The 24,575-nt window shown below is 72.1% G+C and carries 18 protein-coding genes; 8 read left to right on the top strand and 10 right to left on the bottom strand.

Annotated elements, in window-relative coordinates; genetic code table 11:
• Nucleotides 1-1,641 (top strand): NADH-quinone oxidoreductase subunit M, encoded by a 1,641-nt coding sequence (locus tag AAC944_RS17350; RefSeq protein ID WP_030620087.1) that lies wholly within the window; start codon nt 1-3, stop codon nt 1,639-1,641.
• 32 nt (nt 1,642-1,673) lie between these two features.
• Complete coding sequence (gene nuoN / locus AAC944_RS17345; protein WP_078888797.1) at nt 1,674-3,317, top strand: NADH-quinone oxidoreductase subunit NuoN; 1,644 nt, start codon at nt 1,674-1,676, stop codon at nt 3,315-3,317.
• 87 nt (nt 3,318-3,404) lie between these two features.
• Here the strand turns inward: nuoN and AAC944_RS17340 are convergent, their stop codons facing one another.
• Both AAC944_RS17340 and AAC944_RS17335 read right to left on the bottom strand, forming a co-directional pair.
• On the bottom strand, nt 3,405-3,899 hold the full coding sequence (locus AAC944_RS17340) for a hypothetical protein (protein WP_037772837.1): 495 nt from the start codon (nt 3,897-3,899) through the stop codon (nt 3,405-3,407).
• Nucleotides 3,900-3,922: 23 nt separating this feature from the next.
• Entirely contained in the window at nt 3,923-4,363 is a 441-nt protein-coding gene (locus AAC944_RS17335) for a hypothetical protein (protein ID WP_030620082.1), read from the bottom strand.
• Between the two features lie 294 nt (nt 4,364-4,657).
• On the opposite strand from AAC944_RS17335, the gene AAC944_RS17330 reads away from it, so the two are divergent.
• On the top strand, nt 4,658-5,860 hold the full coding sequence (locus AAC944_RS17330) for a carboxylate--amine ligase (protein WP_368397282.1): 1,203 nt from the start codon (nt 4,658-4,660) through the stop codon (nt 5,858-5,860).
• A gap of 142 nt (nt 5,861-6,002) precedes the next feature.
• The gene (locus tag AAC944_RS17325; RefSeq protein ID WP_368397219.1) at nt 6,003-7,199 is read left to right on the top strand and encodes an NAD(P)-binding domain-containing protein; all 1,197 of its coding nucleotides are present in this window, start codon (nt 6,003-6,005) and stop codon (nt 7,197-7,199) included.
• A 148-nt stretch (nt 7,200-7,347) separates the two neighbouring features.
• On the opposite strand, the gene AAC944_RS17320 is transcribed toward AAC944_RS17325, so the two are convergent.
• Both AAC944_RS17320 and AAC944_RS17315 read right to left on the bottom strand, forming a co-directional pair.
• Complete coding sequence (locus tag AAC944_RS17320; RefSeq protein ID WP_030620075.1) at nt 7,348-9,345, bottom strand: CocE/NonD family hydrolase; 1,998 nt, start codon at nt 9,343-9,345, stop codon at nt 7,348-7,350.
• 20 nt (nt 9,346-9,365) lie between these two features.
• Nucleotides 9,366-10,838, bottom strand: coding sequence for a peptide MFS transporter (locus AAC944_RS17315; protein WP_030620074.1), 1,473 nt, complete (start codon nt 10,836-10,838; stop codon nt 9,366-9,368).
• Nucleotides 10,839-11,085: 247 nt separating this feature from the next.
• Between AAC944_RS17315 and AAC944_RS17310 the strand changes: the two genes are divergently transcribed.
• The 4 genes from AAC944_RS17310 (at nt 11,086) to AAC944_RS17295 (ending at nt 15,633) form a co-directional block, all read left to right on the top strand.
• The gene (locus AAC944_RS17310; protein ID WP_030620073.1) at nt 11,086-12,099 is read left to right on the top strand and encodes a polyprenyl synthetase family protein; all 1,014 of its coding nucleotides are present in this window, start codon (nt 11,086-11,088) and stop codon (nt 12,097-12,099) included.
• Nucleotides 12,100-12,309: 210 nt separating this feature from the next.
• The gene (locus tag AAC944_RS17305) at nt 12,310-13,569 is read left to right on the top strand and encodes a LolA family protein (protein ID WP_030620072.1); all 1,260 of its coding nucleotides are present in this window, start codon (nt 12,310-12,312) and stop codon (nt 13,567-13,569) included.
• A gap of 179 nt (nt 13,570-13,748) precedes the next feature.
• Nucleotides 13,749-14,741, top strand: a complete 993-nt coding sequence (locus AAC944_RS17300) for an ABC transporter ATP-binding protein (RefSeq protein ID WP_107054206.1) — start codon at nt 13,749-13,751, stop codon at nt 14,739-14,741.
• Nucleotides 14,728-15,633: an ABC transporter permease gene (locus AAC944_RS17295; protein ID WP_030620068.1), complete on the top strand. Its 906-nt coding sequence runs from the start codon at nt 14,728-14,730 to the stop codon at nt 15,631-15,633. The genes AAC944_RS17300 and AAC944_RS17295 overlap by 14 nt, the downstream gene beginning before the upstream one ends.
• Nucleotides 15,634-15,680: 47 nt before the next feature.
• On the opposite strand, the gene rarD is transcribed toward AAC944_RS17295, so the two are convergent.
• From rarD to AAC944_RS17265, 6 genes are all read right to left on the bottom strand, one after another.
• Entirely contained in the window at nt 15,681-16,712 is a 1,032-nt protein-coding gene (gene rarD / locus AAC944_RS17290; protein ID WP_030620059.1) for an EamA family transporter RarD, read from the bottom strand.
• Between the two features lie 239 nt (nt 16,713-16,951).
• Nucleotides 16,952-18,046 (bottom strand): 2-oxoacid:ferredoxin oxidoreductase subunit beta, encoded by a 1,095-nt coding sequence (locus tag AAC944_RS17285; RefSeq protein WP_030620056.1) that lies wholly within the window; start codon nt 18,044-18,046, stop codon nt 16,952-16,954.
• Nucleotides 18,039-20,006, bottom strand: coding sequence for a 2-oxoacid:acceptor oxidoreductase subunit alpha (locus AAC944_RS17280; protein ID WP_030620053.1), 1,968 nt, complete (start codon nt 20,004-20,006; stop codon nt 18,039-18,041). The genes AAC944_RS17285 and AAC944_RS17280 overlap by 8 nt, the downstream gene beginning before the upstream one ends.
• 331 nt (nt 20,007-20,337) lie before the next feature.
• On the bottom strand, nt 20,338-20,997 hold the full coding sequence (locus AAC944_RS17275) for a LuxR C-terminal-related transcriptional regulator (protein ID WP_030620049.1): 660 nt from the start codon (nt 20,995-20,997) through the stop codon (nt 20,338-20,340).
• 641 nt (nt 20,998-21,638) lie between these two features.
• Nucleotides 21,639-22,976 (bottom strand): sensor histidine kinase, encoded by a 1,338-nt coding sequence (locus AAC944_RS17270; RefSeq protein ID WP_030620046.1) that lies wholly within the window; start codon nt 22,974-22,976, stop codon nt 21,639-21,641.
• A 190-nt stretch (nt 22,977-23,166) separates the two neighbouring features.
• Nucleotides 23,167-24,360 (bottom strand): sensor histidine kinase, encoded by a 1,194-nt coding sequence (locus AAC944_RS17265; RefSeq protein WP_078888781.1) that lies wholly within the window; start codon nt 24,358-24,360, stop codon nt 23,167-23,169.
• Nucleotides 24,361-24,575: the final 215 nt, after the last annotated feature.

Genomic DNA, 24,575 nt, shown 5'->3' with positions numbered 1-24,575 from the left:
ATGTCGTTTCCCCTGCTGACGGCCGCCGCGGCAGTGCCGGCGATCGGCGCGGTCGCCACGGCCGCGGTGCCCGCCGCGAAGCGCACCGCCGCCAAGTGGCTGGCCCTGCTCTTCTCACTGGCCACGCTGGCGCTGGCACTGGTGATCGCGGTCCGCTTCGATCCCGGCGCCAAGGGCCCGTTCCAGCTCACCGAGTCGTACGCCTGGATCGCCGACTTCGGTGTCCGGTACGAGCTCGGCGTGGACGGCATCGCGGTCGCGCTGATCGCGCTGACCGCGCTGCTGATCCCGTTCGTGATCCTCGCGGGCTGGCACGACGCGGACGCGCTGGAGAAGGAGACCACCAAGCGCTGGCGCCCGACCCAGGGCTTCTTCGCGCTGATCCTCGCCGTCGAGGCGATGGTGATCATCTCTTTCGAGGCCACCGACGTCTTCGTCTTCTACATCTTCTTCGAAGCCATGCTCATCCCGATGTACTTCCTCATCGGCGGCTTCGGGGACCGGGCCGACGGCCAGGGCGCGACGGAGAGCGCGGCCCGGCGTTCGTCCGCCGCGGTGAAGTTCCTGCTGTACAACCTCGCCGGCGGTCTGATCATGCTGGCCGCGGTGATCGGCCTGTACGCCGTCACCGCCGACCAGATCGGCACGGGCACCTTCTCGCTCCAGCAGATCGTCGAGGCCCGCGCGGCCGGCGAGCTGACCATGGGCGCGACCACGGAGCGGCTGCTCTTCCTCGGCTTCTTCTTCGCCTTCGCGGTGAAGGCGCCGCTGTGGCCGCTGCACACCTGGCTGCCGGGCGCCATGGGCGAGTCCACCGCACCGGTCGCCGTGCTGATCACCGCGGTGGTCGACAAGGTCGGCACGTTCGCGATGCTCCGCTTCTGCCTCCAGCTCTTCCCCGAGGCCAGCAAGTGGGCGACGCCGGTGATCCTCGTACTGGCGCTGGTCAGCATTCTGTACGGCGCGCTGCTCGCGGTCGCCCAGAAGGACATCAAGCGCCTGGTCGCGTACGCCTCCATCTCCCATTTCGGCTTCATCATCCTGGGCATCTTCGCGATGACGAGCCAGGGCCAGGGCGGCGCGACGCTCTACATGGTCAACCACGGCATCTCCACCGCCGCGCTGATGCTGGTCGCCGGCTTCCTGATCTCCCGCCGCGGCTCCCGGATCATCGGTGACTACGGCGGTGTGCAGAAGGTCGCCCCGGTGCTGGCCGGCACGTTCCTGATCGGCGGCCTCGCCACCCTCTCGCTGCCCGGCCTCGCGCCGTTCGTCAGCGAGTTCCTGGTCCTGGTCGGCACGTTCAGCCGGTATCCCGTCATCGGCATCATCGCCACGGCGGGCATCGTGCTGGCCGCGCTGTACGTCCTCGTGCTCTACCAGCGCACGATGACCGGGCCGGTCAAGGCCGAGGTGCGGGGCATGCCCGACCTCAAGGCCCGGGAACTGGTGGTGGTGGCGCCGCTGATCGCGCTGCTGCTCTTCCTCGGCGTCTACCCGAAGCCGCTGACCGACCTGGTGAACCCCGCGGTGGACCACACCCTGTCCGTCGTGGACCAGCAGGACCCCAAGCCCGACGTCCGGGTCAACGCCGAGCCGCGTGAGGCCGGTACCGATCGAGATGCGGAGGCCGCGAAGTGACATCCGTGGCAGCGGTCCACAGTCTGTGGACGATGGCGGAAGGGGCGGCCGGCTCCCCCTTCGCCCCCGACGGCCCGGGGCGGATCCCGGCGCCGCACATCGAGTACGCCCAGCTGGCGCCCACCCTCATCGTGCTCGGCGCGGCGGTGCTCGGCGTGGTGATCGAGGCATTCTGGGCGCGCCGCGGCCGGTACCACGCGCAGGTGCTGCTGACGGTGGTGGCGCTGGCCGCCGCGTTCGCCGCGGTCATCGGCCTCGCGGCGGGCGGCTTCGGCACGACGAAGGCACATGTCGCCGCGATGGGCGCGCTCGCGGTGGACGGCCCGGCACTCTTCCTGCAGGGCACGATCCTGCTGGTCTCGCTGGTCGCGGTCTTCACCTTCGCCGAGCGCCGGCTCGACCCCGCGGCGCACGGCCGGCCGGTGGACTCCTTCGCGCCCCAGGGCGCGGCGGTGCCCGGCGGCGAGGCCGAGAAGGCGGCCATGAAGGCCGGGTTCACCACGACCGAGGTCTTCCCGCTCGCCCTCTTCGCGATCGGCGGCATGCTGGTCTTCCCGTCGGCCAACGACCTGCTGACGCTCTTCATCGCGCTGGAGGTCTTCTCCCTCCCGCTGTACATCCTGTGCGCGCTGGCCCGCCGCCAGCGGCTGCTCTCGCAGGAGTCGGCGGTGAAGTACTTCCTGCTCGGCGCGTTCTCCTCGGCGTTCCTGCTGTTCGGCGTCGCCCTGCTGTACGGCTACGCGGGCACGGTGACGTACGCGGGCATCGCCGAGGTGGTCAGCGACGGCGCCAAGCAGATCGACCCGGCGCTCGCCGACACCATGGGCAACGACGCGCTGCTGCTGATCGGCGGCGCGCTGGTGGTCATGGGCCTGCTGTTCAAGGTCGGCGCCGTGCCGTTCCACATGTGGACGCCGGACGTGTACCAGGGCGCGCCCACTCCGGTGACCGGCTTCATGGCCGCCGCCACGAAGGTCGCCGCGTTCGGCGCGCTGCTGCGGCTGCTGTACGTCGCGCTGCCGGGCCTGCGCTGGGACTGGCGCCCGGTGATGTGGGGCGTGGCGATCCTGACGATGCTGGCCGGTGCGGTGATCGCGGTCACCCAGACCGATGTGAAGCGGCTGCTGGCGTACTCCTCCATCGCGCATGCCGGGTTCATCCTGGCCGGTGTGATCGCCGCCAGCGAGGACGGCATCTCCTCGGTCCTCTTCTACCTGCTCGCGTACTCCTTCGTGACGCTCGGCGCGTTCGCGGTGGTCACGCTGGTGCGGGACGCGGGCGGCGAGGCGACCCAGCTGGCCAAGTGGGCGGGGCTGGGCCGGCGGTCGCCGCTGGTGGCCGCGGTCTTCGCGGTGTTCCTGCTGGCCTTCGCCGGTATCCCGCTGACCTCGGGTTTCGCGGGCAAGTTCGCGGTGTTCAAGGCGGCGGCGGAGAGCGGCGCTGGCTGGCTGGTCGTGATCGGCGTGCTCTCGTCCGCGATCGCCGCGTTCTTCTACATCCGGGTGATCGTCCTGATGTTCTTCAACGAGCCGAAGGCGGACGGCCCGACGGTGGCGGTGCCCAGCCCGCTGACCATGACGGCCATCGCGGTCGGCGTGGTCGTGACCCTGGTGCTGGGGCTGGCGCCGCAGTACTTCCTCGACCTGGCGGGGCAGGCGGGCGTGTTCGTCCGCTGACGGCCGGTTCCGGTACGTACGCCGCTGCCCGGCGCTCCCGTGAGGAGGGCCGGGCAGCGGCGTACGTATGCAGGACGGCAGGGCAGGTCAGCTGTTCTGCCGGAAGCCGTCGAGCGACGAGGGATCGATGGACGGGAGGTCCGTCGTGCCTTCGGTACGGATGAAGACGTCCTCCTTGCCGGAGGTCCAGGTGACGGTGAGCTTCTTGCCCGTCAGGCTCTTCACCGTGCCCCCGGTGTGCTCGGAGTCGCCGTCCGCGCACTGGAAGGCGAGCTTCAGCGGCGTGCCGTCGACGACCTTGCCGCCGCAGGACTCCTTGCCGATCAGCACCGCCTTGTGGCCCGAGATGGACAGGATCATCAGGCCCTTGTCGGCGTGCGACGCGTCGGTGGTCCAGCCGCCCTCCAGGGCCGCCACGGTGACCCCGCCATCCTCGCCGCCGGGCGTCGGAGCGGCTGACGAGGCGGACGGCGACGGCGACTCCGTACCCTTCCCGCCACCGCCGTCGTCGCTGCCGCCGCATCCGGCGAGCAGTACCGCGGCCACCGCGGCCGCCGCTGCGGACTGAATGCCCTTGCGCACGTTGATCTCCTCGGGGAAGACGCTCAGTTGGCGCCGGTCGGCAGGTCCGGCTTCGGGATCTCCACCTTGCCCTCGGCCTTGGTGAACTCCTCCGTGGGGCCGTTCTCCCAGCTGACGGTCAGCTTCTCACCGTTCTGCTGCACGTTGCCCATCGAACGGGTGTCGTCGCCGTCGCTGCACTTCAGCGCGAGCATGGTGGTGCCCATGTCCTGGACCTTGCCCTGGCAGGCGGTCCGGCCGGCGGACAGGGTCGCCGACTCGCCGATGATGGCGAGGGTGGTGACCGTGCCGTTCGCGGACTTCGCCTGCCAGGCACCGTCGATGCCGGTCGCGGCCTTGTCCGCGCCGCCCGCCGATGCCGACGGGCTCGGCGTGCTCTCCTTGCCGCCCCCGCTGCTGCCGCAACCGCTGAGCAACAGCGCGGCGATGGCGGCCGCCCCGGCGATCTGCGCTGCCTTGCGCACGTACGTCTCCTCCGTTGTGGGACAGGATTCGAGAGGCTAGCAGTCACGCGCATGACAACCGCCCCAGCGGCCCCGCGGTATGCCTCCGGTCCACCCCGCCACACGTACCCATTTGGCACCACCTTTCCGAGACGTACCTAAAGAGTTGGCAATGTCCGGAAATGGATTGGCGGGCTGCCCACTGGGGTTCTAGCGTCCTTACGAGGCGCGGCCGGGGTGGGGCTGTGGCCGTAGGGGGGACACGTGGCTCATGCCAGCACGCGGTTCACGGTCGACCGGACCGTGCCAGGGCTGATTGTGAAAATCGGTGATTATCCGCTGCACCACGGCGGGGTGGGGGCGATCCGCAGCCTGGGACGGCTGGGCGTGCCCATGTACGCGATCACGGAGGACAGATACACGCCGGCGGCGGCGTCGCGGTACCTCCACGGCCGGTTCGTCTGGCCGACCACCGGCCGGGAGAACCCGGAGCGGCTGGTCGACGGCCTGCTGCGGATCGGCCGCCGGATCGGCCGGCCGGCCGTCCTCGTGCCGACCGACGAGGAGGCCGCCGTACTGATCGCCGAGCACGCCGGCGTCCTGGGCGACCGCTTCCTCTTCCCGCGCACGCCCCCCGGGCTGTCCCGCAGAGTGGCCAGCAAGCAGGGCCTGCACGAGCTGTGCACCGAACACGGCATCCCGTCCCCCCGGGCGGTCTTCCCGCAGACACAGGCGGACATCGAGGACTTCGCCGAGCACGCCCGCTTCCCGGTCGTCGCCAAGAACCGCGAGGCCTTCCAGCGCCGCAGCCGGCCCGCCGTGAACGGCACCACGCGCATCGCGGACGCCGCTCACCTCCGGCACCTCGCCAAGGACTGGGGCCCGCGCCCCGGCGTGATCCTCCAGGAGTACCTCCCGCGCGAGGACGCCGAGGACTGGATCGTGCACGCGTACTTCGACGCGGACAGCGCGGCACTGACGATGTTCACCGGGGTGAAGGTCCGCTCCTGGCCGCCGCACGCCGGGATGACCGCCTGCGCGTACGTCGTGGGCAACCCCGAACTCGCCGAGATGTCGGCGCAGTTCGTCAAGCGCATCGGCTTCAGCGGCATCGTCGACCTGGACTGGCGCTACGACCGCCGGGACCGCCGCTACAAGCTGCTGGACTTCAATCCGCGGATGGGCGCGCAGTTCCGGCTCTTCGAGAACGAGGCCGGGGTGGACGTGGTCCGCGCCCAGCACCTGGACCTGACCGGACGCGCGGTGCCCGAGGCCGAACAGCGCGACGGCCACCGCTTCGTCGTGGAGAACATCGACCTGCCCGCCTGGCTGGCCTACCGCCGCAGCGGCTACACCACGCCGCACGTGCCGGACCGCCCGGCGAGCACGGAGCTGGCCTGGCTGGCCGCGGACGACATGAAGCCGTTCTTCACGATGCTCGCGCGGTTCGTCCGCCCGGGCGCCAAGCACCTCTGGCAGATGTGGCGCGGCCGGGCGGGCCGGCACCACGACCGCTGACGCCCCGCGGCGCCCCGCCGGACCGCAGGGCCGCCGCTCCGATTCCACCGCACACGGCTGCCGGGCAGCGCGGCCCCGGGCCGTGTCCGGCACGCAGTACACAGCACGACGCATCAGCAGCACCCTGGGGAGGGAAACCCGAGTGAACACTCCGGTAGCAGTCATCGGTGCAGGCCCCTTCGGCCTGTCCACCGCCGCTCATCTCCGCGCACGCGGCATACCCGTACGGACCTTCGGCCGCCCGATGGTGAGCTGGAGCGAGCACATGCCGGCCGGGATGCTGCTCAAGTCCACGCCGGCGGCGTCCAGCATCGACACCCCGCAGCCCGGCCACACGCTCGTCGACTACTGCGCGGCCGCGGGGGAGCGGCGGTACGAGTCGGACTGGGACATCATCCCGGTGGAGACCTTCGTACGGTACGGGCAGTGGTTCCAGCAGCGGCTGGTGCCGGACCTGGAGGAGGTCCGGGTGGTCTCCGTCGACCGGCAGCGCGACGGCTTCGAGCTGAAGCTGGACAGCGGCGAGCAGTTCAGCGCCCGTGCGGTGGTCGTGGCCACGGGACTCACCGGCTTCGCACACGTCCCCGCGGAGCTGGCCGACGCGGTACCGGATGGACCGTCCCCCACTGGGCCCATCTCGCACAGCTCACAGCACGCCGACCTGTCCGGCTTCGCCGGCCGGGAGGTCGTGGTCGTGGGCGCCGGGCAGTCGGCGCTGGAGAGCGCGGTGCTGCTCGCGGAGGCCGGCGCCTCGGTGCGGGTGCTGGCCCGGGGCCGGCAGGCCGTCGGCTTCGGCGCGCCGCCGGACCGGCAGCCGAAGCTGCGCCCCGAGACCCCGTTCGGCAACGCCTGGTCGCTGTACGCCTTCTCGTACCACGCGGACGGCTTCCGCCATCTGCCGGCGCCGGCCCGAAAGTTCCTGGTCAAGCGGGTGCTGGGGCCGCTGGGCGCATGGTGGCTGCGGGACCGGTTCGTGGGCCGGGTGCAGGTGAGCGCCGGGCGGCGGATCGTGCGGGCCCGGGTGGAGGACGGCCGCCCCGTGCTGTCGCTGCGCGGCGACGACGGGTACGGCGGTGAGCTGGCCGCCGACCACGTGCTGGCGGCCACCGGCTACCGCGTCGACCTGGGCGCGCTGGACTTCCTGGGGCAGGGGCTGCGGACGGAGCTGGCGGTGGGCGCGGGCGGGCCGCGGCTGGGTGCCGGTTTCGAGTCGTCCGTGCCGGGCCTGTACTTCACGGGGCTGCCGGCGGCGGCCAGCTACGGCCCGGTGATGCGCTTCGTGTGCGGCACGGAGTTCGCCTCCCCGCGGTTGGCCGCCTCGCTGGCCGGCAAGCGGTAACGCTCCGCCGGGGCGGCTTCCGTGGGGCGGCTTCCATGAGCCGGCGGCTGCGGGCCGCAGGTGGCTGGTCGCGCGGTTCCCCGCGCCCCTGAGCGGGCGGGCCTCGTACGGCACTTGCTGCCGTACGAGGCCCGCCCGCTCTTCGGGCTCACACCGCCGTGCGGGGAATGCGGCGCTCCCAGCTGCGGCGGAAGATCTCTTCCTCGCCGTCGTGGCACACGACCTCGTTGCGCGTGACGAAGTCGCCGCCGTCCGTGGTGATCTCCGAGCGGGTCTCGACGCGGGCGTCCCAGCCGAGCTCCGGCCGGTGCAGCCGGATCGACCAGTCCGACCGGGTCGCCGCGCTCTCCGGGTCGGCGCTGTCGATGCGGTACGTCTCCAGCGCGTCCTCGGTGAACTCCAGCCCGTCCGGGTAGATCCGGGTGCCGCCGTACCGGGGGTCCACCTCCAGCGTCCAGGTGCCCGCCGCGACGTCCCGGATCACCTTGCGCTCGGGGCGCTGGTCGCCGCCGTCGGGGAAGACCACGCCCAGCGGCTCGGACTGTTCGGGCTCCGCGAAGGTGATCTCCGGTTCGTCGGCGCGCGGGGTGCGGACCGGCAGTTCGACCGTGCTGGCGGCCGGGTCGACGGTCCAGCCCGCCTCGCTGCCCGCGTGCGGCCAGATCCACGGCCAGTACGCGGAGGAGAGCGCGACGCGGATGCGGTGCCCGGCGGGGAAGGCGTGTCCGATGCCGTTCAGCTCGAAGGTCACGTCCTCCGTCGTGCCCGGCATCCACTCCACGGCCCGGTCCCGGCCGTGCCGCGTGAGCAGGTTGAGCACGCCGCGGGTGACCAGCGTGGACGAGCCGTCGGGGGCCACGTCGCAGATGCGGGCGATGACCTGGCCGCGCGGCACCTCGGAGGTCAGCCGCAGGGTCACCCGGGGGCGGCCCAGGATCTCCACCCGCTCGGTCAGCTCCGGCAGGTCGAAGCAGACCGAGCGGCCGTCCTCCTCACGCTGGTCCGGCGGCAGGTCGGCGTCGTTGCCGAACGGGAAGTAGCGGCCCGCGTCGACGCCGGTGTGCTGCGGGGAGCGGACCAGCAGCGGCCGGTCGCCGGGCAGGGCGTACGCCGTCGGCGTCACGTGCGGGGACGGCCAGGCCGGATCGGCGACCCAGCGGCCCGGCAGCTCGTCGTAGACGGTGGCCGGCGGGTGCGACTCGCTGATCCAGGAGCGCAGCAGCGGGTCGTCCTCGACGCCGGTGTCCTCGCCCTTGAGGTAGTGGTCCCACCAGCGCAGGGTCTCCTGGAGGAAGCCGATCGCGGGGCCGGGCGGCAGGCCGCGGTCGGGGTACTGGTGCGACCAGGGCCCGATGAGACCGCGTACGGGCGCGTCGAGGTGTTCGACCAGCCGCAGGACGGTGTCGCGGTACGGGTCGTGCCAGCCGCCGACGGCGAGCACCGCCGCCTTGATCGCCGAGTAGTCCTCGCAGACGCTGCCGTGCCGCCAGTACGCGTCCCGGGACTGATGGCCCAGCCAGGTGTGGAGGAACGGGTCGACCGCTTCGAGGCGGTCCGTCCACTGCTTGCGCCAGCCGTCGCCGACCTGCGCCGGGTCCGGCGGCCGGGAGACGAAGGCGAGCATCGTGGCGGCCCAGGCATGCATGTCGACGGCGAGCAGCGACCCGCCGGTGTAGTGCACGTCGTTGTCGAACCGGTCGTCGGCCGAGCAGACCGTGACGATCGCCTTCAGCGCCTCGGGTGCGCGCGCCGCGAGCTGGAGGCTGTTGAAGCCGCCCCAGGAGATGCCGAACATGCCGACCTTCCCGGAGCACCAGGGCTGCGAGGCCAGCCACTCGATGACGGCGACGCCGTCGGCGAGCTCGGTCTCGGAGTACTCGTCGGTCGGCAGCCCCTCGGAGTTGCCGTGGCCGCGGACGTCGACGCGTACGGAGGCGTAGCCGTGGCCCGCGTAGTACGGGTGGCGCTGGGCGTCGCGCGGCGCGGTCCAGTCGCTGAGCCGGTAGGGCAGGTATTCGAGCAGGGCGGGGACGGGCTCCGTGCCGTACGGGCGCCAGATGCGGGCGTAGAGCTGGGTGCCGTCCGGGAGGGGGATGCGGACGTCCTCCTGGAACGTCCGGTGCGGGAGGTCGGTCCGGATGTGCATGGGGGCAGGTCCAATGAGCGTTAGTGGACGGGGTGCATGGTGCGGCGCAGCCACGGGCCCGCGGCGATCACCGCGAGGCCCACGACGACCGCGAAGGCGCCGTTGAGACCGAAGTACAGGTCGTTGGGGATCTCGCCGAAGAACTTCACGGCCTGCGCCTGGATGCCGTTGGCCAGGGCGAGCGAGAGGAACCACAGGGTCATCGTCTGGCTGGCGAAGGCGGCGGGCGCCAGCTTGGTCGTCGCGGACATGCCGGTGGTCTCCAGCAGGATGTCGCCGAGGCCGAGCAGCACGTAGGAGAGCAGGATCCACCAGGCGGCCATCTTCCAGTCGCCGCTCTGCCCGTGCGTGGCGGGGACCATGACGAGGAAGGACAGGCCGCCCAGGAGCACGCCGTACGCGATCTTGTGGGAGGCGTGCGGCTGGCGCCTGCCGAGCTTGACCCAGACGGCCGCGACGACCGGCGCGAGCAGCACCTCGGCACCGCCGAGCACCGAGTTGTACCAGGTGGAAGGGAACTCCCAGCCGAGGATCGCGGTGTCCGCATGGCTGGCGGCCAACAGCGTCATGGTCGAGTACGACTGGAAGAGGACGAAGTTGAAGACCACCGACGCGGCGAAGAGCACGAGGTACGGGCGGAGCCGGCCGCGCTCCTCGGTACCGACCCGCGGGCTGCGGAACATCACCACGAAGTAGGCGACGGGCGCGAGCACCGAGAGCACCGTCAGGACGTCCACGGTGCGGTCCAGGGTCAGCCACCCGGTCGGCGTGAGGGCCGTGGCGACGACGGCGACCAGCACGCAGCCGCCGGCGATCAGCCAGGTCGCGCGGCGCATCGCCGCCTGCGGCAGGGCGTACTCGGCGCTGTGCTTGCGGCCCGCGAGCCCCTTGCGCCCCGCGACGTACTGGATCAGGCCCAGCGTCATGCCGACCGCGGCGGCGGAGAAGCCCCAGTGCCAGCCCTGCTTCTGGCCCAGCCAGCCGATGACCAGCGGCGCGAGGAAGGCGCCGATGTTGATGCCCATGTAGTACAGCGCGAAGCCGGCGTCCCGGCGCTCGTCCTCGGTGGCGTAGAGCTTGCCGACCATGGTCGAGACGTTCGGCTTCAGCAGGCCCGTACCGGCGATGATCAGGCCCAGGCCCACCCACGTCATGGCCGCGGTGGGCACGGCCATGCAGTAGTGGCCGCAGGCGATGAGGACGCCGCCCCACAGGACGGCGCGGTAGGAGCCGAGCATCCGGTCCGCGAGCCAGCCGCCGGCGACCGAGACGAGGTAGACCAGGGTGCCGTAGGCGGCGGTGACGGACGCCGCGGTGTTCTCGGCCATGCCCAGACCGCCGTGCGCGACCTGATCGGCGAAGTACAGGACCAGGATGGCCTGCATGCCGAGGAAGGAGAACCGTTCCCAGACCTCCAGGCCCGAGAGCGTCAGCAGTCCTCGTGGGTGGCCGAGGAAGGAACGGTCGTCGCTGGGGTGCGGTGGTCCGGACACGAGTGTGGCTCCTGGGGCCGGCGGGAATCAACTTGCTTCTGCTGTCCGTTCCTCCGAGTGCAAAACCCATGACGTCGGGTGATCAAGAACATACCGGGCCGGGTGCGGGGCGGCCCGTCGGCCGCCGGGACGGGGGAGACGGGCAGGCGCTCACGGTGATCGAACTGGGACCGGATACGCTGGCCAATGGTGGAGACAGCGACAGATCGACAATCCGTTTGATCGTCAGCAGACAGGAGTAACCCTCGTGACCGTCGTCGGGCCCTTCGGGCTGAGCGTGCGGGACCAGGCTCTTGAGGCCGATGTCCAGGCCGGGTTGGCGGCTGTCGAGGAGGGCCTGCTGGAGGCCACCAAGAGCGACGTGCCGTTCATCACCGACGCCGCACAGCACCTCGTCCGCGCAGGTGGCAAGCGCTTCCGGCCGCTGCTGGTGACGCTGGCGGCCCAGTTCGGCGACCCGCACGCGCCCGGCATCATCCCCTCGGCCGTGGTCGTGGAGCTGACGCACCTGGCGACGCTGTACCACGACGACGTCATGGACGAGGCCGACGTACGCCGCGGGGTGGCCAGCGCGAACGCCCGCTGGGGCAACTCCGTCGCCGTCCTGACCGGTGACTTCCTCTTCGCGCGCGCCTCGCACATCCTGGCCGACCTGGGCCCGGAGGCGGTCCGCATCCAGGCCGAGGCGTTCGAACGCCTGGTCACCGGCCAGATCCTGGAGACCGCGGGGCCGCGCGACGGCCGCGACCCGATCGAGCATTACCTCGACGTGATCGCGGGCAAGACCGGCTCGCTGATCGCCGTCGCGGGCCGCTTCGGCGCGATGATGTCCGGCGCCGACGAGGCCACCGTCGACATCCTCACGCAGTACGGCGAACGCCTGGGCACCGCCTTCCAGCTCGCCGACGACGTACTGGACATCGCCAGCGACTCCCACGAGTCCGGCAAGACCCCCGGCACCGACCTGCGCGAAGGCATCCCGACACTGCCGGTCCTGCACCTCCGGGCGCTCGCCGCCTCGGACACCGCGACCGACGCCGACCGCGCGCTGGCCGACCTCCTGGCGCAGGACCTCACCGACGACGCCCGGCACGCCGAGGCGCTGGCCGGACTGCGTGCCCACCCCGCCCTCGAACAGGCCCGGCGCGACACGGTCCGGTACGCCCAGGAGGCCCGCGCGACGCTGGCGCCGCTGCCGGAGTGCACGGCGAAGACGGCGCTGCAGGAGCTGTGCGACGCGGTGGTGCACCGGGCGGGCTGAGGGCCCGTTGTCCGAGCCGGCCGGGCGGCCCTCCTCAGGGGCGGTCTCATCCTTCAGCAGTACACGGTTCCAGCCCCCGGGCTGACGCTTCGCGATGGCGGATTTGGTGGCATTGACACCACCACGCCACGGCGGACCGGGCCACAATGAGCCCGAGGTGTGGACGAGTGCGTTGCGTTGAGACCGCCGCCGACGACGGAGGTAGAGCACATGCCACGGAACGAATCGACACGGATCACCGGCGAATGGGACGACGAAGGAAAGCGGTCAGGACGGCGCAAGGCTGTCCGGTACGGCGTTCCGGTCGTGGTGGCGGGGGTGGCGGCGGCGACGATCGGGCTGGTCCCGGCGTTCGCCGGCCCCGGTGATCCCGACCTGCCCGGGATATCCGCCCAGGACCTGATCGCGAAGGTGGCCGCGTCGGACGTGCGGCAGCTGTCCGGCACGGTGCGGATCAGCACCGACCTCGGCCTGCCGGAGCTGCCCGGCGGCATGAGCGCCGACGCGTTCGGCGGCTCGGGCCGGGGCGAGGACGGCGGAGCCGCCGATCCCAAGGACAAGCTCATGGAGCTGGCCTCCGGCACGCACACGCTGCGGGTGGCCGCCGACGGCGCCGACCGGCAGCGGGTGTCCGTCATCGACAAGGCCGCCGAGTACAGCCTGGTCCGCAACGGCGACAAGGTATGGGCGTACGACAGCGGCAGCAACACCGCCTTCCGCGCCACCGGCCCGGAGGCCGGGAAGCACGCGGCGCCTCGGTCGATGGGGGACATGACCCCGCAGACCCTTGCCGAGCGGGCGCTCGAGGCGGCCGGTGACACCACGTCGGTCACCGTCGACGGCACCGCGAAGATCGCCGGGCGGGACGCCTACCAGCTGCTGGTCAAGCCCAAGCAGGCCGGCTCGACCGTCGGTTCCGTCCGTATCGCGGTGGACGCGGAGAACGGCGTGCCGCTGCGGTTCACGCTGACGCCGAAGAGCGGTGGCGCCCCGGCCGTCGAGGCGGCCTTCGCCTCGGTCGACTTCGACAAGCCGGAGGCGAGCACGTTCGCCTTCACCCCGCCGAAGGGCGCGAAGATCATCGACGGCGACGAGGTCCGTACGCAGCACGAGGGCAAGCCCGGTGAATTCCCGAAGAAGCTGCCCGGCGGGCTGCCGCAGGAACTGAACGAGGCACGGTCCGGGGACGCGGGCGGCATGGACGTCATCGGCCACGGCTGGACCGCGATCGCGAAGATCGACGGCGGCGGCGAGGGGCTGGACGGGAAGGCGGCCGAGGGGCGGAAGCCGGGCGCTCCCGAGGCCGCGAAGTTCCTGGACTCGATGGGCGAGAAGGTGACCGGCAGCTTCGGCTCCGGGCACGTCTTCAGCACGCGCCTGGTCAACGCCCTGATGACGGACGACGGCACGGTCTACGTCGGCGCCGTCGACCGGCAGACCCTGATCAGGACGGCGAACACGGCGAAGTGATCAATTGATCGCGGCGAGGTGACCGAGGCGCAGTGACTGCGGCGAAAGTGACTGCGGCGAAGTGACCGTGGTGGTGGCGCCCGGCCGCCGTCACCGGCGATCTCGGCAGACGGCCGACCGGGCGCGGTCGCCGCTTCGCGCGCGCCGCGCCCGCGGCCCGGCTCACAGTGGGGGAATGCATGGCGCCACCGTCGTCGGACGGGGATCGTGGAGCAGGCCTCGAAGGCGGCGCGGCCGGTCCGCCCGTCATCGAGACGCGCGGGCTGACCAAGTCGTACGGGAGCGGACGGCCGGCCGTCCAAGGGCTCGACCTGTCCGTACCGCCCGGCAGCGTCTTCGGCTTCCTCGGCCCCAACGGCTCCGGCAAGACCACCACCATCCGCATGCTGATGGGGCTGATCCGGCCGACGGCGGGCGGCGCCCGGCTGCTCGGCGAGCCGATGCCCGCCGCCGCGCGCCGGGTGCTGCCCCGGGTCGGCGCGCTCATCGAGGGCCCGGCTCTCTACGGCTTCCTCACCGGGCGGGCCAACCTGCTGCGGTACGACGCCGCCGACCCGACCGCCGACCCCCGCACCCGGTCCGCACGGGTCGCCGCCGCGCTGGACCGGGTGGGCCTGGCCGCGGCCGCCGGCAAGAAGGCACGCGCGTACTCACTCGGCATGAAGCAGCGGCTCGGGCTGGCCGCCACCCTGCTGCGCCCCCGTGACCTGCTGATCCTGGACGAACCGACCAACGGCCTGGACCCGCAGGGCATGCGCGAGATCCGCGGCCTGGTGCGCGAACTGGCCGCCGACGGCACGACCGTCTTCCTCTCCTCCCATCTCCTGGACGAGATCGAACAGGTCTGTACGCACGCCGCCGTGATGTCCCGCGGCCGGCTGATCACGCAGGGCACGGTCGCCGGGCTCGCGGCCGGGACGCGCGGCCGGCTGGCCGTCACCACGCCGGACACCGCGGACGCGGCCCGGGTGCTCAAGGAACACGGCCTGTCCGATCTCGTGGTCGCCGAGGACCGGGTGACGGGAGAGCTGCCGGAGGGCCCGGATCCGGCCGTACTGAACGCCGCGCTCGTCACGGCCGGCGTACGCGTCCGCGGCTTCGGGACCGAACGGGCCTCCCTGGAGGACGTCTTCGTGGCACTGACGGGAGAGGGCTTCGATGTCGCGGACTGAGACGGCGGCGCAGGCGCGGCAGCGGGCGCAGGCGCGTACGGCGGACGGCGCGCCGGACGTACGCTCCCCGAACCCCCTGTGGACGCTCGGCCTGCTGCGCAACGAGATCGGTACGACGTTCCGGCGCCGCCGCACCCTCGTCCTGCTCGCCGTGCTGGCCTGCGTACCGGTACTGGTCGGGATCGCCGTACGCGTCCAGACCTCGGACGGCGGCGGGCACGGCCCGGCCTTCATCTCGCTGGTGACCAACAACGGGCTGTTCCTGGTCTTCACCTCCCTCGCGGCCACCCTCCCGGTGTTCCTGCCGATGGCGCTGGGGGTGGTCGCCGGGGACGCGATCGCGGGCGAGGCGGGCGCCGGGACGCTGCGGTACCTGCTGGTCGTCCCCGCGGGCCGGACCCGTCTGCTGCTCGTCAAATACGTCACCGCGCTGGTGTTCTCCCTGGTGGCGACCCTGGTGGTGGCGGCCTCCGCGCTGGCCGTCGGCGCGCTGCTGTTCCGGCTGGGGGAGGTCACGCTGCTGTCGGGGACGACCGTGCCGTTCACCGAGGGCCTGCTGCGGGCGCTGGCGGTCGCGGGTGTGGTCGCGCTCTCGCTCACCGGCGTGGCGGCGCTGGGGCTGTTCGTCTCCACGCTCACCGGGAGCGGCATCGCGGCGATGGCGGCGACGGTCGGACTGGTGATCACCGCCCAGATCCTGGACACGATCCCGCAGCTGGCGGCCGTGCAGCCGTACCTCTTCCCGCACTACTGGCTGAGCTTCGCCGATCTGCTGCGGGACCCGGTCTACTGGGACGACATCCGCACCAACCTCGGCCTCCAGGTGGTCTACGCACTGGTCTTCGGCTCGGCGGCCTGGGCCCGCTTCACGACACGGGACATCACGGCCTGAGGCGCGGGGCCCGGGCGCACGGGCCGGTCAGGAATGCAGGTGGCCGGTCACGGCTTGGCCGACGTGGCGGCCGGTCCGGTGGTGGGTCCGGCGGGCTCGGGTGCGGGGCCGGCGGCCTCCGCCACGGTCTCCGGTCCGGCGCCCTCCGCCACCGCCTCGGCGGCGGAGGCGCGGGCGGCGGCCAGCGCGGCCCGGGACGACCGCGCCGTACGCAGCGCGTCCCAGGTCAGCACGGCCAGAGCCAGCCACACGAGGACGAAGCCCGCCCAGCGCTCGGGCGGCATGGCCTCGTGGAAGACGGTGAGACCCAGCACGAACTGGAAGGTCGGCGCGAGGTACTGGAGCATGCCGAGCACCGACAGCGGCAGCCGGACCGCGGCAGCGCCGAAGGCGATCAGCGGCAGGGCGGTCGCGAGGCCGCTGCCCGCGAGCAGCAGGGCCTGGCCGGTGCCGCCGTCGAGGAAGCCGGACTCGCCCCGGACGCCGAGCAGGACGAGACAGGCCAGCGCGGGCAGGAACTGGACCACCGTCTCCATGCCGAAGCCCTCGACACCGCCGAGCTTGATGCCCTTCTTGACCAGGCTGTACGTCGCGAAGGAGAAGGCGAGCGCGAGGGCGACCCACGGCACCCGGCCGTAGGCGACGGCCATGACCAGCACCGCCAGCGTGCCGACGCCCACCGCGGTCCACTGCAGCGGTCGCAGCCGCTCGCGCAGGAAGATCACGCCGAAGGCGATGCTGACCAGCGGGTTGATGAAGTAGCCGAGGGACGCCTCCAGCACATGGCCGGCGTTGACCGCCCAGATGTAGAGGTACCAGTTGACCGAGATGACGGCGGCCGCGACCACGACCAGGCCGAGCCGCCTGGGCTGCCGCAGCAGCGGACGTATCCAGGACCAGCGGCGCAGCGCGGCCAGCATGAGGAAGGCCACCGGCAGTGACCAGGCCATGCGGCTGGCCAGGATCTCGGTGGGGGAGGCGGCGGACAGCAGGTGCCAGTAGAGGGGGAGGAAGCCCCACAGGCCGTACGCGGCGAAGCCGAAGGCCAGGCCGGTGCGCTGCTCGGACGGGGATGACACGGGTTCCTCCTGGGCGGGACGGACGCGGCGGGGGCGCGCGGCTCTCCGAAGGTAACGCCGCTCGTCCCGCCTGTCATGCCCGTATCTTGAGCACGGTCGTTACAGATCCGGATTCGGGCAGACGCGCCGCGGGTGGGGGCGGGGGCCGGTGGGGGCACACGCACGGCTGCCCGGGACCGGATCACGGGCCGGTCCCGGGCAGCCGGGCGGAAAGCGGCGGCCGACGGCCGCCCGGGGCGTCAGCCGACGACCGTCCAGGTGTCGTTGCCGGCGAGCAGGGTGGCGAGGTCGCCCTTGCCCTTCTGCTCGATGGCGGCGTCCAGCTGGTCGCTCATCTCCGTGTCGTAGACCGGCCGGTCCACGCTGCGCAGCACGCCGATGGGGGTGTGGTGCAGGGTGTCCGCGTCGGCGAGCCGGGAGAGGGCGAAGGCCGTGGTGGGGGAGGGGCTGTGCGCGTCGTGCACGAGCACGCCGGCGGTGCCCTCCTGGGTGACGTCGATGACCCGCAGATCACCGGTGGCCGGGTCGCGGACGACGCCCTTGGAGCCGAGGCCGTCCTCTGCGGGGGCGCCGAACCGGATCGGCTGCCCGTGCTCCAGCCGGATCACGGCCTCCTCGGCCTTCTCCTTGTCCTTGAGCACCTCGAACGCGCCGTCGTTGAAGATGTTGCAGTTCTGGTAGATCTCCACCAGTGCCGTGCCGGGGTGGGCCGCGGCCTGGCGGAGCACCGAGGTGAGGTGCTTGCGGTCGGAGTCGACGGTGCGCGCGACGAAGGACGCCTCGGCGCCGATTGCGAGGGAGACCGGGTTGAAGGGCGCGTCCAGGGAGCCCATCGGCGTCGACTTGGTGATCTTGCCGACCTCGGAGGTGGGCGAGTACTGGCCCTTGGTCAGGCCGTAGATCCGGTTGTTGAACAGCAGGATCTTGAGGTTGACGTTCCGTCGCAGGGCGTGGATGAGGTGGTTGCCGCCGATGGAGAGCGCGTCGCCGTCACCGGTGACCACCCACACCGACAGGTCCCGCCGGGAGGAGGCCAGGCCCGTGGCGATGGCCGGGGCGCGGCCGTGGATGGAGTGCATCCCGTAGGTGTTCATGTAGTACGGGAAGCGGGAGGAGCAGCCGATGCCGGAGACGAAGACGATGTTCTCCTTCGCCAGGCCGAGCTCGGGCATGAAGCCCTGCACGGCGGCGAGGATGGCGTAGTCGCCGCAGCCGGGGCACCAGCGCACTTCCTGATCGGACTTGAAGTCCTTCATGGACTGCTTGGCCTCGGCCTTGGGCACCAGGGAAAGCGCCTCGATCTGAGCCGCTCCCTCCGAGATCGTCTCAGTCATTGATGGCCTCCTTCGGGCCCTGCTTCATTACCTCTGTGAGGTGGGCGGCGAGCTGCTCTGCCTTGAAGGGCATCCCGCTGACCTGGGTGTGCGACTGCGCGTCCACGAGGAACTTCGCCCGCAGCAGCGTGGCGAGCTGGCCGAGGTTCATCTCGGGGACCACTACCTTGTCGTAACGCCCCAGCACCGCACCGAGATTCCCCGGGAAGGGGTTGAGGTGGCGCAGATGCGCCTGGGCGATCTGCCCGCCCGCGCGGCGCACCCGGCGCACCGCCGCGGTGATCGGGCCGTACGTCGAACCCCAGCCGATGACCAGGGTGTCGGCGTCGCCTGAGGGGTCGTCGACCTCCACGTCCGGCACCTCGATGCCGTCGATCTTGGCCTGCCGGGTGCGGACCATGAAGTCGTGGTTGGCCGGGTCGTAGGAGATGTTGCCCGTGCCGTCCTGCTTCTCGATGCCGCCGATGCGGTGCTCCAGGCCCGGGGTGCCGGGCACCGCCCAGGGGCGGGCCAGGGTCTGCGGGTCGCGCTTGTACGGCCAGAAGACCTCGGTGCCGTCCGCCAGCTCGTGGTTGGCCGAGGTGGCGAACTGCACCCGCAGGTCGGGCAGTTCATCGACCTCCGGGATGCGCCAGGGCTCGGAGCCGTTGGCCAGGTAGCCGTCGGAGAGCAGGAACACCGGGGTGCGGTAGGTCAGCGCGATCCGGGCCGCGTCCAGCGCCGCATCGAAGCAGTCCGCCGGCGTGCGCGGCGCCACGATCGGCACCGGCGCCTCGCCGTTGCGCCCGTACATCGCCTGCAGCAGGTCGGCCTGCTCGGTCTTGGTCGGCAGCCCCGTCGAGGGGCCGCCGCGCTGGATGTCCACGATCAGCAGCGGCAGCTCCAGGGAGACCGCCAGGCCGATCGTCTCCGACTTCAGCGCGACACCGGGGCCGGAGGTGGTGGTCACCGCCAGCGAGCCGCCGAACGCCGCGCCCAGCGCCGCGCCGATGCCCGCGATCTCGTCCTCCGCCTGGAACGTCCGCACGCCGAAGTTCTTGTGCTTGGACAGCTCGTGCAGGATGTCGGAGGCCGGGGTGATCGGGTACGAGCCGAGGTAGAGCGGCAGATCCGCCTGGCGGCCCGCGGCGACCAGGCCGTAGGACAGCGCCAGATTGCCGGAGATGTTCCGGTACGTGCCCGTCGGGAACGCCTTCGTCGCCGGCGCGACCTCGTAGGAGACCGCGAAGTCCTCGGTGGTCTCACCGAAGTTCCAGCCCGCCCGGAACGCGGCGACGTTGGCCTCCGCGATCTCCGGCTTCTTGGCGAACTTCTGCCGCAGGAACGCCTCGGTGGACTCCGTCGGCCGGTGGTACATCCACGACAGCAGGCCCAGCGCGAACATGTTCTTGCTCCGCTCGGCCTCCTTCCGGGACAGGCCGAAGTCCTTCAGCGCCTCGATCGTCAGCGTCGTCAGCGGCACCGGATGGACGTTCCACGCCTCCAGCGAGCCGTCCTCCAGCGGACTGGTGGCATACCCCACCTTCGCCATCGGGCGCTTGGTGAACTCATCGGTGTTCACGATGATGTCCGCGCCGCGCGGCACGTCCGCGAGGTTGGCCTTCAGCGCCGCCGGGTTCATCGCGACCAGGACGTTCGGCGCGTCACCGGGCGTGAGGATGTCGTGATCGGCGAAGTGCAGCTGGAAGCTGGACACGCCCGGCAGCGTGCCGGCGGGTGCCCGGATCTCGGCGGGGAAGTTCGGCAGGGTCGACAGGTCGTTGCCGAACGAGGCCGTCTCGGAAGTGAACCGGTCGCCCGTGAGCTGCATACCGTCACCGGAGTCGCCCGCGAACCGGATGATCACCCGGTCCAGCCGGCGGACCTCCTTACCGGCGCCGTTCTCCGTCGCGGGGGTACACGACTCCCCCGCAAGTGCACCGTCGGTCTTGTCGGCTGGGCTACTGACCTGGCTGGTCACTGCTTCGGACCTCCCTCGGGGCCTGGGGTGTCCCCGCCGTGGGCGGGAAATCCGGGACGCAACGTGCGGACCTGTCGTCCCATGGCCATCGTACGTGGGTAAGGGTCGCCTTCCCTGAGGCGATCACATGCTGGACGTGAATATGAGACGCCGCGCTCACATGCTGGACGCGCGAGCATGGTGCCACTCTGTCGTAATTCGCCATGAATCATCCGCCCCCCGCGGCTCTTTCTGTAGGACGCTCCGTGCTTCAACGCTGGTTCAGCGCTCCGTACTCCGCGCCGGAGTGACGCCCCGCACCGGCGTCCTCGGCTGAAAGGGTGTCAGGTGATCAGGAGTTGAGGTAGGTGAGCACTGCAAGTACACGTCGGTGATCCCCGTCACTCGGGGCCAGGCCGAGCTTCAGAAAGATGTTGCTGACGTGCTTCTCCACCGCACCGTCGCTCACCACCAGCTGCCGGGCTATCGCGGAGTTCGTCCGACCCTCGGCCATCAGTCCCAGCACCTCACGCTCCCGCGGCGTGAGACCGGCCAGCACGTCCTGCTTACGGCTGCGGCCCAGCAGCTGGGCGACGACCTCCGGGTCGAGCGCCGTGCCGCCCTCCGCCACCCGCACCACCGCGTCGACGAACTCACGCACTTCTGCTACCCGGTCCTTGAGCAGATAGCCGACGCCTCGGCTCGAACCGGCCAGCAGCTCCGTCGCGTACTGCTCCTCGACGTACTGCGACAGCACCAGCACGCCCAGATCCGGATGGTCCCGGCGGAGCCGGATCGCGGCGCGCACCCCCTCGTCCGTGTGCGTCGGCGGCATCCGGACGTCCGCCACGACCACGTCCGGCAGCGCCCCGTCGTCCGCCAGCTCCCCGATGACCTTGATCAATGCCTCCGCGTCGCCCACCCCCGCGACGACCTCATGCCCCCGGTCGGTCAGCAGCCGCGTCAGACCCTCTCTCAGCAGCACCGAATCCTCGGCGATGACCACCCGCACGCTGTTTCCCACGATCTTCGGCTCCCCCACCCGTTCTCGGCTCGACGCTCTTCAGCATCCCAGGATTCGGACGCGCGCGTCGGATCACCGTGCGGGTTGTGGATAACTCGGAATGGCCGGTTGTGGACGGCCGCGCGAACGGGCGGGGAGCCGTACGATCACCGGCTCGCGAGCGCGGTACGCCGGACGGCGGAGGCGCGCGTGGCCACGCCTCCGCCGTCCGGTCCGCGCTGCGTCGACCACCGTCACGCCGGCTCCTGCGCCGGTCCTCCCGGCGCACCGGTCTCCCACCGCGCCGGGCCCGCGCCGGGCGGCGTGCTTCTGCCGGGCCTCGTGCTTCTGCCGTACCGGCCCCGCGCCGTGCGGCATGCTTCCGCCGTGCCGGACTCCCGGCGCATCGGCCCCCCGCCGAGGCCTCGTGCTTCCGCCGTACCGGCCCCGCGCCGTGCGGCATGCTTCCGTCGTGCCGGTCTCTCGCCGCGCCGGGCCCCGGTCGGGCCGCGTGCTTCCGCCGCGCCGACCCCGCGCCGGGCCGCGTGCTTCCGCCGCGCCGACCCCGCGCCGGGCCATGTGCTTCTGCCGCGCCGCATGGTCCCGCCGGGCGGCATGCTTCCGCCGTGCCGAACGGCGCCCGCCGGGTGTCAGTCGCGCCAGGGCAGCTCCGCCGTGACCGCCGTCGGGCCGCCTGCCGGCGAGTCGACGACCAGCAGCCCGTCCACCGCGTCCAGCCGCTCGGCCAGCCCCGACAGGCCGCTGCCCGTCCCGGTGTGGGCACCGCCCCGGCCGTCATCGGTGACCAGCACCATCAGCCGGTCCTCGGCCCGCCACACGTCGACCGAGGCGCCGGTCGCGCCGGAGTGCTTGGAGACGTTCTGCAGCAGCTCGGAGACCGTGAAGTACGCGATGCCCTCGATCGCCGCCGCGGGGCGCGACATCATATCCACGTCGAGCTGCACCGGCACCGTGCACCGTGCGGCGAGCGCCGAGAGCGCGGGGCCCAGGCCGCGGTCGGTGAGGATCGCCGGGTGGATGCCGCGGGCCAGGTCGCGCAGCTCCTGCAGCGCGGTCTTCACCTCGCCGTGCGCCTCGTCCACCATGCGGGCCGCGGCCTCCGGGTCCTCCTGCAGCTTCTCCTTGGCCAGCCCGAGGTCCATGGCGAGCGCCACGAGGCGGGCCTGCGCCCCGTCGTGCAGGTCGCGCTCGATGCGCCGCAGGTCGGCCGCCGCGGTCTCGGACACCGCCGTACGGTCCGACTCCAGCTCCGTCACCCGGTCGGCCAGCCGGGACGGACCGAGCAGCCCGTGCACCAGCAGCCGGTCCACCTGGGACAGGCCGCGCACCGTCCCGCCCCAGACCAGCACGAGCAGCAGGCCCACGGCGCTGGCCACGGCGATCTCGAAGGGGGTGTCCAGGTAGATGCCGTGCGTCCCGTCGCCGTACAGCTGGATGCCGTCCTGGCCGAGGTACATCGGGAAGGTCCAGCGCCACAGCGGGTACGTGAGCAGGCCCCAGCCGGCCGACCACAGCGCCACCGAGAGGGAGAAGGCGAAGACGGCCCACGGGAAGTGCAGCAGGCAGTAGAGGAAGTGCCGCCAGGACGCGCCGCTCTTCAGTACGCCGCCCACCCAGCCCATCAGGCCCGGCCTGGCGGTCCGCACGGGCTCGGGGGCGCGCACCTCCAGGCCGAGCAGGGCGTGCGCCCGTACCCGCTCCAGCGCGCCGAAGCCGCGGCAGCCGACGAGGCCGGCGGCCAGCACCGGTATGCCGAGGAAGGTGATCAGCAGCCCCGCACCGAGCGACAGCATCGTGACGGCGTAGGTGAACATCACGACGGCGAGCGGCAGCCCGAGCAGGAGATGGAGGAACTCCCGCCAGGTACGGCCGGAGAAGGGGGCGCGCAGCGCGATGGGGATGCGGGCCGGGCCGCGCCCTCCGGGGGCGTGCGGCGCGTGGGATGACGGACCGTATGCGGTGTCCATGGCGTCTCGTCCTTCTGCGGGTGCGGAGCGCTACCGGATGCCGCGGGGCGGGCGGCGCTCGCTTCGAGGGCGCCGGGCGCTTCGGTTGGTCACGTACGTCCAGCCTGTCCCTTTCCGGCCGGCCGCGACATGGAGCCGGTCGGCGTCTTGGGCCTCGGGTTTTCCCCACCCTCCCCGGGTGGAGCGCCCGCTACGGCGCGCTGCGCCACGGCAGCTCGGCCGTGACCAGCGTCGGCCCGCCCGCCGGCGAGTCGAGGACGAACAGCCCGTCGACCGAGCCGAGCCGCTCGGCCAGCCCGGCCAGCCCGCTCCCGCCGTCCGGCCGCGCGCCTCCGCGCCCGTCGTCGCGCACCTGGAGCAGCAGCCGGTCCTCGGCCCGCCACACCTCCACCGAGGCGCCGGTCGCGCCGGAGTGCTTGGAGACGTTCTGCAGCAGCTCGGAGACCGTGAAGTACGCGATGCCCTCGATGGCCGGCGCGGGCCGCGTCCCGATGTCCACCGAGACGGTGACCGGCACCGTGCAGCGCGCGGCGAGCGCCGAGAGGGCCGGGCCCAGGCCGCGGTCGGTGAGGATCGCCGGGTGGATGCCGCGGGCCAGGTCGCGCAGCTCCTGAAGGGCCAGCTTCACCTCACCGTGCGCCTCGTCCACCATGCGCGCCGCCGCGTCCGGGTCCTCCAGCAGCTTCTCCTTGGCCAGACCCAGCCCCATGGCCAGCGCCACGAGGCGGGCCTGCGCCCCGTCGTGCAGGTCCCGCTCGATGCGCCGCAGGTCGGCCGCCGCGGTGTCCACGACCACGCCCCGGCCCGACTCCAGCTCCGCGATCCGCCGCTCCAGTTCGTCCGAGGGCGACAGCAGCCCCCGTACCAGCGCCCGGTCCACGTTCGTCAGCCAGCGCGCCAGCCACGGCAGTGCCGGCCACACCACGAACAGCGACACGAAGGCGAGCGCGAAGGTGAGGACGCCCCAGGGCAGCCGCACGAAGACGTAGAGCGCGTGGCGCCAGCCGACCGGGTCCTTCAGGCGCGCCCACAGCCAGGGGAAGAAGCCCGGCTCCCGGGCGAACGGCGGACTCGGTTCGTCGACGCGCACCCCGAGGAGCGCGCGTGCCCTCGCCCGCTCCAGCTTCCCGTACCACCGGCAGCCCGACAGCACCAGGGCGAGCAGCGGCAGCCCGACGACCGTGACCGACAGCCCCAGGCCTGCCGCGAGGCAGGACACCAGCAGCCCGAAGGACACCAGTGCCAGCGGGAGGTTGCCCAGCAGGTGCGCGATCTCACGCCAGGTGCCCGCGCTCAGCGGCGCGCGGGGCGGGGGCGGAACCGGGGCGGAATCGTCACCGCCACCGTCGGGGAAGCGCGTGCCCGGGTCGTAAGTCACCGTCATACGGGCCAGCTTGCCGGGCAGCGCGCCCCGGTGCCATGGGGTGGATAGGTGGGGCGAAGTGGGGATATCCCCACCTTCCCGCAGATGGGACTGCTCGCCCCGACCCGCGCAGGGCCTAGACTCCCGTGCGTACAGATCGTCGAAAATTTTCGTCGAAAGCGGTTGCAGGGGAGTGGCCCGGCGCCTACGGCGCACAAGAGGCGGCCCGCTGCACA

The organism is Streptomyces sclerotialus (genome assembly GCF_040907265.1).
GTDB classification, from domain to species: Bacteria; Actinomycetota; Actinomycetes; order Streptomycetales; family Streptomycetaceae; genus Streptomyces; species Streptomyces sclerotialus.
This window is presented reverse-complemented; position numbering and strand designations above follow the sequence as displayed.